This window comes from Desulforegula conservatrix Mb1Pa, assembly GCF_000426225.1.
GTDB classification, from domain to species: Bacteria; Desulfobacterota; Desulfobacteria; order Desulfobacterales; family Desulforegulaceae; genus Desulforegula; species Desulforegula conservatrix.
Genome location: NZ_AUEY01000050.1, coordinates 22,239 through 30,192, shown reverse-complemented (window position 1 = coordinate 30,192; position 7,954 = coordinate 22,239). Strand labels below are relative to the sequence as shown.

Sequence of the window (7,954 nt, the reverse complement as noted above, 5' to 3'; positions counted from 1 at the left end):
GAACGTGGATCTGTCATGCTCACAAGTAATCTTCCCTTTTCCAAATGGGAGCAGATTTTCAAGGATCCCATGACTACCGCCGCTGCCATTGACAGACTTGTACATCATAGCATCATTCTTGAACTTAACTTGCCAAGCTACAGGCTGGAAAAGTCAAAACAGAAAATTAACGAGGAAAAAAGTGAGGAAAATGCGCCTTAAATTAGGAAACTGGATCGGGAATTATAACTGTCGCTGACACGGAAAAATAATTGTCGTTGATCATATGAGGGTTTTTCATCTTCATTTGCTTGTCAGGGAGGCTCCATAAGCCAGAGTCAAAGTCAACGTCTGCCCATTCCGCCTTTCTCAGCTCTCCAGGTCTTACAAAGAACATTGGGGAAAGCTTCAAGGCGCATCTAACTACAAAGGTTCCATTATAGCGGTCTATGGCTCTTAAAAGCTCTGCTGCCTTTTCTGGCTCTATTATTGCCGCTCTGTGGGTAACATTAATTGGGGGTAGTGCGCCTCTTAAATCCGCTGTAGGATCTCTTTCCGCTCTGCCTGTGGCTATGGCGTATCTGAAAACCTGACTGCATGCTATTTTAAGTCTGTGTGCCAGATCAACCGCGCCTCGTTCTTCCGTTGCTCTTAATATTGCCAGAACATCAGGTGCTTTTAGTTCTTTTACGGGAGTTGAGCCAATGACAGGAAAGACTATAGTTTCAAGCCTTCTGATTTTCTTTTGCGCTGTGGCTTCTGTCCATTGAGCTGAAAATTTTTCAAACCATTCACGGGCAATGTTTTCAAAGGTGTTTTCTATTCGCTCTGTAATCTCTGCTTCTTCGGCCTTTTTTAATGCCCCTGGATCAAGGCCTTTATCAAGAAGCTTCTTTGCCTCAAAACGCTTTTCCCTGGCATCTGCAAGGCTCACTGTGGGGTATGCGCCAAAGGAAAGAAGCTTTTCTTTTCCCTCAAAGCGGTACTTCATCCTCCAGAGCTTTCCACCGCTTGGCGAAACATAAAGAAAAAGGCCGTCACCGTCAAAAAGCTTATAAGCCTTGTCTGCTGGTTTCGAGCTTTTAACTTTAACGTCGGTCAATCCTGATGTGTTTTTCTTTGGCATACTCAATACCCCCTGATTAATTTGAAGGCTTTGTATTTGAGGCTTTCAGGCTTTTGGGGGTATTTATGTCAGGGGTATTTGTGCTTATGAAAAAGATACCCCCGATAATACCCCAAAAACGCTTGGATTTAGGGGTATTTTATAACACTTTATTGGACTAATGAAAATAAAAAACCCCTTATTTCTAAGGGGTTTGTGCACTTTATTGGACATCTTTGGATGTTTGTCTGGTACCGGAGGAGAGACTCGAACTCTCAAGAGCTTGCGCTCGGCGGATTTTGAGTCCGCTGCGTTTACCATTCCACCACTCCGGCACAGATTCTGCTTTTTTAGTTAAAAAAAATATATATGTCAATCAATAATCTTTAATGTTTTGTCGCTGCAAAGCTCTGAAATCAGACCTCTGAGCCTTTTGCCAAAGCTTCGTCAGCAGTGCAAGGCATTTGGCATTTTGCTTTGTTATGAGCTCCTTAAATATCTGGTCAGGAATTTGTCCAGATGATTGGCAAAATCGTTCCTGTTTCTCTGGTTTAGCGGAGGAGGTCCACCTGTATCTATTCCGCTGCCTCTAAGGGTGTCCAGGAAATCTCTCATATTCAGGCGTTCTCGTATATTGTCGGTTGAATATAGTTCTCCGCGAGGGCTTAGAGCATGCCCTCCTTTTTCGATAACTTCCGCAGCCAATGGAATATCGCTTGTTATTACAAGATCTCCTGGCCCAAGTCTTTTAACTATTTCATTGTCTGCCACATCAAATCCTGATTCTACCTGAAGCATTTTTATGAAGCGAGACTTTGGTATGCGCATATATTGATTAGCTACTAGAGTCAGCTGAACTCCTGTGCGTTCTGCCGCTCTGAATAAGATATCCTTGATCACCACAGGGCAAGCATCTGCGTCCACCCATATTATCATTTTACAACCTTCTGATGTATTTTAAAAAAATGAATAACTATCCTTCATAGCGTCCTGGAAACGGGAATCCATATGCAATGAATTTTTTGACCGTCATTCCGAATATATTGATTTTAATACCTGTTTTCAGTGATTCCATGACGGTTCTGATAACAACATAAATCAGATCAATTTTTGAAATGAATGAATGATGCTGGGTTTCATAGAATTTTATGTAGTTCTCTGATGTGCCGTAATACTCGAGGGGTCTTATGGATATTTTGATCTTTTCTGATATTGATCTGTCTGAATCACCCAGTTTGTTGAGAAGTTTGATGAGCTCTGGCAGCTCTCTATAGTTTTTTTTCATCAGTACGAATGAAAAACTTATTTCAGGCCGCTTTTTTGCATTTTTTGCATGCTTGAGCATGAACCTGATGTTTTTGACCAGCTTGTCAAATTCTACATTTACCCTTATCGTTTCAATTGTTTTTTTTTGGGCTCCGTCAAGGCTAACGCTCAGATCGTCTGCAATGCCGTTATCAATTATATGCCTGACGTTTTTCTCTGTCAGAAGGATTCCGTTGGAGCTTATTTCTACTCTGCTGCCGCTTTTTTTCAGAATTTCAGCCGCCTTTTTCCATTTTGGGTATAGAAGAAATTCGGTGCCATTCATGAAGAATCTCATGATGTCTGTGTGTTTGTGAAATGCCTCGTCAACGTATTTGTCGTCAAGGATTCCACCTGTCGAGACAGATCCGTTATGAAGCCCAAGACAGTGTATGCATCTTGCGTTGCATCTGTTTATCAGTTCAACCTGTCTAACCGGTGCTATGACATCGCAAGTGTCTTTTGATTCAAGAAATGACTTCAGACTTTTGCCCACAAGGTCAAGCTTGTGCAGAATGTTTTTCCATTCTGCCGTGGTGCATGAAACATGGCGTTCTTTCCAGGCATTTTTTTTGATGCACCTGAAATACTTTGAGAACATTTTTTCATATTCCGGAGTCATGGCTTTGATTTTGTGCATGAATATGAAGTAGAGAGCGTCTATGTCATAATCATCTGTCTCTCTCTTCTGGACAGAATGATATTTAGCAACAAATTCGTTATAAACCCAGAACAGCTTTGTGTGCGAGCTGAAAGATCCGTCATTGTAACATTCTTTACAGTGGCGGTTCGGGAAAGCACCTTTGCTCACCTGTTGTCTGAAGAATCTGTATTTATCATTATTCCAGACTGTTTCAAGCCCGTTTTGCTGCCAGTTGCCCATGGGCATGGGATTTCTGCAGCAGACCTTCATTTCTCCGTCAAGCCCCAATACACCTTCGATCCACGGAGCAATGCAGAAATTTTTTAGATCATCGTTGCCGGTAATTATGTCTCCTGAATCAACCCTGAGTCTTTTAAAAGCTATCCCGAGCTCTCTTTTGTCCTTAGAATCAGGGACTTCAGACATTTTTTTTGACGAGCTGAGGATATCCAGCTTTTCAATTTTTACAGGTTTATCAAACTCAAACACGAACATTTTAACGTAGTCTGGCAAGGTGCTTCTAATGGTTATCTGGGGAGCTATATTCCCGTTGATAATTATACTAAGATCCTTGTCGAGCGAGTTGTCAGACGAATAATAATCTATATGAATGGCGTATGATTCTGATGACTCAATATTTTTAGGCTCTATCGAGGCTTTGCCATCTGTAAACCTGTAACCAGATTCAACTTCATGAAATCCGGAGCTGTATTTAACTTCTTCAAGTCTGTAATCAATTTCTTTACTTTTTTTCATTCTCTGCTCCATGGCAGTTTTTCTTTAATCAAAAATGATGAAGCCGCAAATGTCGCAGCTTGAACATTTGAAATGAGTCAGGCCGTTTGAATGACAAGCCTGTTGTCGCATTATTACTGGAAAACCCTTTTGAAAAGGCTATGTTTCCCTTAGATGTTGAAAAGCGAAATAATAATCCTTTTTGGACTTATGGATCTTGGGGAACTTTTTGTAAAAAGTTCCTTAAGTCCCCTCAAAAAATTTATGTTTTTATTTTGATCAGACGCAAATGCCCTAAAATTGTGCACGTATTGTCTAATTACCTGAAAGTTTTTGCCAAGCTTTTTTAAAAAAGCGACCTATGACCTTTCATCTAACAGAAGAGTTCAATTTATGACGATGTGAAGTATATACACGGACTTTTTTTCGCCTTTGGCTGCCGTTTTTTGAAAAAATCACCGCAAAACAGTTCATGGGTGGAATCAGGCGTAAGGCATCCAAAATTTAGAATGCCTAAAAATAGATAACTTGGGACAGTTCCTCTGCCGTCACATTGCCTTCCCTCAGGATTTGGATATTTTCAGTTGTTGCGTCTATAACGGTTGAACCTTTTCCTCCAGCCAAAGTCCCGGCGTCAAGGACAAGGTCAACTGATTCTATGATACTCTCCGGCAAATCGCTTATTCGGATGCACGATTCCATGTCGGAAATATTAGCGCTTGTTCCTGTGATCGGACATCCTGCGTGTTGGGCGAGAAAAGCTGCAACCGGGTTTCCGGGCATTCTTATTCCTATTTTACCAGTTCCGGCTGTCAATCTTTGGGGAAGATGATCTTTTGCTTCAAGTATAACAGTTATTAGTCCTGGCCAGAATTTTTTCATAATTATCAAGGCATTTTCAGGGACATCCTTAACAAGTTCTGAAATATCATAGTCTGCGGGAATGAGAATAAGCAGGGGTTTGTCTGCGGATCTTTTCTTTATTTCATAGATTCTTTCAACAGCATCAGGATTGAGTGAATCTGCGGCAAGGCCGTACATGCTTCTGGCGGGAAACACTACAACGCCGCCACGTTTTATGATCGAGGCGGCGCGTTCGATAATGGATAGATCCGGTGAGACCGGATCTATCCTTACTATCTTTTCATTATACCGATCTTTATATCGGAAGTTTTCTGTTCTGACGTTCAACGCTTTCTGCCATTTCTTTTTTGAAGTCATCCAGAAGTTTTGCAAGGTTTTCGTCTGCAAGTGAAATCATCTGTGCCGCGAGAACTCCGGCATTCCTCGCTCCGGGCTTTCCGATCGCCACTGTTGCCACAGGAACTCCAGGAGGCATCTGAACGGTCGCAAGCAGGGCATCAAGGCCGTTAAGGGCGGATGAATCTATCGGAACACCTATGATTGGAAGCGTTGAGTGTGCGGCCATTGTTCCTGCAAGATGGGCTGCATGGCCTGCTCCTGCAACTATTACCTTCATGCCCCTTGCCCTGGCATTTTTTGCAAAGTCCATGGCCTTGTCAGGTGTTCTGTGGGCAGATGCCACCATTATTTCATAAGTAATGCCGAACTGCTTGAGAACGGCAACGGTTTCTTTCATCACATCAAGATCTGATGCGCTTCCCATTACTATGCCTACCTGAGGTGGCTGGCTGAGTCTGATGACCGCCTTTTTGCCTATGTCTTTTCTGTAGAAAGAGCCGTCCCATGAAATTTTTGAAGCAGCCTGATAAGCCTTTTCAATGGCTTTTTCAACTGTATCGCCTATCGCGGTAACACCCAGTACCCTGCCGCCGTTTGTGAAGAATTTTCCGTCCTTGAAGGTGGTGCCTGCATGGAAAACAACGGCGTCTCTTACTTTTGCCGCGTCTGAAAGGCCTTTTATTTCTTTACCTTTTTCATAGCTGCCGGGATATCCGCCTGCTGCCATTACAACGCATACTGTGGATTTGTCGTCTATTTCAATTGTGTGCTTATGGAGAGTCCCATCTATTACGGCTTCCATGAGAGGAATTATGTCTGATTTGATCCTCATCATAAGAGGCTGGGTTTCAGGGTCTCCGAATCTTGCGTTGAATTCAAGAACCTTTATCTTGTCGCGTTCGATCATAAGCCCTGCGTAAAGTACGCCTTTATAAGGCCTTCCTTCCGCAGCCATGGCCTGGACAGTCGGGATCATTACTTCCTTCATGATCTTGTCCTGCATGAATTTGTCAGCAACCGGGGCAGGGGAGTAAGCTCCCATTCCACCTGTGTTCGGGCCTTTGTCATCATCGAATGCTGTCTTGTGATCCTGGGCAGCTGGAAGAGGAAGGACTGTCTTGCCGTCTGTCAGAGCCATAAAAGAAGCTTCTTCTCCTGTCAGAAACTCTTCGATGACGACTTTTTTGCCTGCTTCGCCGTGGATCTTGTCTTTCATGATTTCAGAAAGAGCGTCAATGGCTTCTTTTTCTGTCTGGCATACGACAACGCCTTTACCGGCTGCAAGCCCGTCTGCTTTAACAACAAGAGGCGCTCCGAGGACTTTGACGTATTTTTCAGCTTTTTCAAAGCTTGTGAAATTTTTGCCTTTGGCTGTTGTTATATTGTATTTTTCAAGAATTGTTTTGGTGAATGCCTTGCTTGCTTCAAGTATGGCTGCTTTCTGATTCGGGCCAAAAGCCTTGAGGCCTGCCTTGTTGAATCTGTCCACAATGCCTTCTGAAAGTGGCTGCTCAGGGCCAACAACGGTCAGAGCAATTTCATGCTTCTGGGCAAATGAGCACAGTGCTTCAATATCATCAGCCTTTATCGGAACGCATTCTGCAAGACCTTCTATCCCTGCATTGCCCGGTGCACAGTATATCTTTTTAACTTTCGGGCTCTGGCTTATTTTCCAGATCAGAGCATGTTCTCTTCCGCCACTTCCAACAACAAGGATATTCATTTATGTGTATCTCCTGAATATAGTATTCTGAATTTTATAAATTTGATTATTTATGGCTATGTTCCCGTTAAATGTTGAAGTCTGAAGAACAAAGCATTTATAAGTTTCATTGCTTGGGGAACTTTTTGTGAAAAGATCCCTAAACCCCTCAAGAACTTTATAATTTTACCATAAGAACAGTATATTATCTTTATTACTGAAAAGTTTTTGCGGAGCTTTTTTCAAAAAGCGACCCGCCGGAGGCTTTTTTTAGTTATTTTTTACACACTTAAGGCAACAAAGCCTTATTTATATATCGACTAAGACGCTGCCTTAGATTTTTTCTGTTTGAGAGTCAGGTCAATAAGCCTGTCAAGAAATTCCGGGAAATTGTAGCCAGCCGCCTTTGCTGATTTAGGGAGCAGGCTGTTGGCGGTCATTCCTGGAATTGTATTTGTTTCAAGCACGAAAAGCTCTCCGTCTTCCCTCAGCATCATGTCTGTTCTGCTGTATATCTCACAGAAAAGGGCCTTGTGGGACTCTTCAGCGAGTTTCATGACTTTATCAGCTATTTTTCTGTCAATTTCAGCAGGGCAAATTTCCAGAGCTTCGCCAGTAGTGTATTTGGCCACAAAGTCAAAATATTCATGATCTTTGCCCGGAATGATTTCAATTATGGGCAAAGCTTCAAGGCCAGCCCCGTTTCCTATCACCCCGCAGGTAAGTTCCCTTCCCGCAATATATTCTTCAACAAGAGCGCAGTCATCTTCGATAAACGCCTTTTCAAGTGCTGATTCCATGTCTTCCGCTGACTTTACTATTGACATCCCTATGCTTGATCCGCCTGAAGCAGGTTTGATAACAACCGGAAGGCCGAGTTTGTCAAGTCCATGGATTCTGTCTTTCCAGCCTGGTTTTGAGTATACAACGTCAAAAGCCGGTGTGGATACGCCAGCCTGAACAAGAAGTCTTTTTGATGCCAGCTTGTTCATGGCCACTGCGCTGCCCAGGACGCCCGATCCCTGATATGGAATGTCAAACAGGTCAAGAAGCCCCTGTATTCTCCCGTCTTCACCGTAAGGGCCATGCAGGATGATCAAGGCGGCATCTATATCTGCGGCATCATTAATCAGTTTTGAGACTTCGGTCTTGGTGTCGTAGAAAACAACATCATATTTTGATTTATCGAGTGCGGCGAGAACTTCACGGCCGCTGCTTAGTGAAACTTCTCGCTCCGGCGAGGTTCCGCCTGCAAGAAGTGCTATTCTGAGTTTTTTCATTT

General features: G+C 43.0%; 7 protein-coding genes and 1 tRNA gene. 1 reads left to right on the top strand and 7 read right to left on the bottom strand.

Features of this window, described 5'->3' with window-relative positions; genetic code table 11:
• The coding region (locus K245_RS0115370; RefSeq protein WP_027359948.1) for an ATP-binding protein at positions 1-201 on the top strand (201 nt) is incomplete at its 5' end.
• 1 nt (position 202) lies between these two features.
• Here K245_RS0115370 and K245_RS24825 read toward each other — a convergent pair.
• The 7 genes from K245_RS24825 to K245_RS0115330 form a co-directional block, all read right to left on the bottom strand.
• Positions 203-1,105, bottom strand: a complete 903-nt coding sequence (locus K245_RS24825) for a tyrosine-type recombinase/integrase (RefSeq protein ID WP_051284196.1) — start codon at positions 1,103-1,105, stop codon at positions 203-205.
• Positions 1,106-1,333: 228 nt separating this feature from the next.
• A tRNA-Leu gene (locus K245_RS0115360) sits at positions 1,334-1,419 on the bottom strand.
• Between the two features lie 145 nt (positions 1,420-1,564).
• Positions 1,565-2,020, bottom strand: a complete 456-nt coding sequence (locus K245_RS0115355; protein WP_027359947.1) for a YaiI/YqxD family protein — start codon at positions 2,018-2,020, stop codon at positions 1,565-1,567.
• Between the two features lie 37 nt (positions 2,021-2,057).
• Entirely contained in the window at positions 2,058-3,788 is a 1,731-nt protein-coding gene (locus K245_RS0115350; protein ID WP_027359946.1) for a radical SAM protein, read from the bottom strand.
• Positions 3,789-4,280: 492 nt separating this feature from the next.
• Positions 4,281-4,958: an L-threonylcarbamoyladenylate synthase gene (locus K245_RS0115340; RefSeq protein ID WP_051284195.1), complete on the bottom strand. Its 678-nt coding sequence runs from the start codon at positions 4,956-4,958 to the stop codon at positions 4,281-4,283.
• The gene (purD, locus tag K245_RS0115335) at positions 4,927-6,693 is read right to left on the bottom strand and encodes a phosphoribosylamine--glycine ligase (RefSeq protein ID WP_027359944.1); all 1,767 of its coding nucleotides are present in this window, start codon (positions 6,691-6,693) and stop codon (positions 4,927-4,929) included. Before purD ends, K245_RS0115340 begins: the two co-directional genes overlap by 32 nt.
• A 299-nt stretch (positions 6,694-6,992) precedes the next feature.
• Positions 6,993-7,952 carry a D-alanine--D-alanine ligase gene (locus K245_RS0115330; RefSeq protein ID WP_027359943.1) on the bottom strand — a complete coding sequence of 320 codons (960 nt, stop codon included), beginning with the start codon at positions 7,950-7,952 and terminating at the stop codon, positions 6,993-6,995.
• Positions 7,953-7,954: the final 2 nt, after the last annotated feature.

Bases quoted from the DNA above. Each gene is read 5' to 3' on its own strand.
- K245_RS0115330 (WP_027359943.1), bottom strand. From the start codon at position 7,952: ATGAAAAAACTCAGAATAGCACTTCTTGCAGGCGGAACCTCGCCGGAG.
- purD (WP_027359944.1), bottom strand. From the start codon at position 6,693: ATGAATATCCTTGTTGTTGGAAGTGGCGGAAGAGAACATGCTCTGATC.
- K245_RS0115350 (WP_027359946.1), bottom strand. From the start codon at position 3,788: ATGAAAAAAAGTAAAGAAATTGATTACAGACTTGAAGAAGTTAAATAC.
- K245_RS24825 (WP_051284196.1), bottom strand. From the start codon at position 1,105: ATGCCAAAGAAAAACACATCAGGATTGACCGACGTTAAAGTTAAAAGC.
- K245_RS0115355 (WP_027359947.1), bottom strand. From the start codon at position 2,020: ATGATAATATGGGTGGACGCAGATGCTTGCCCTGTGGTGATCAAGGAT.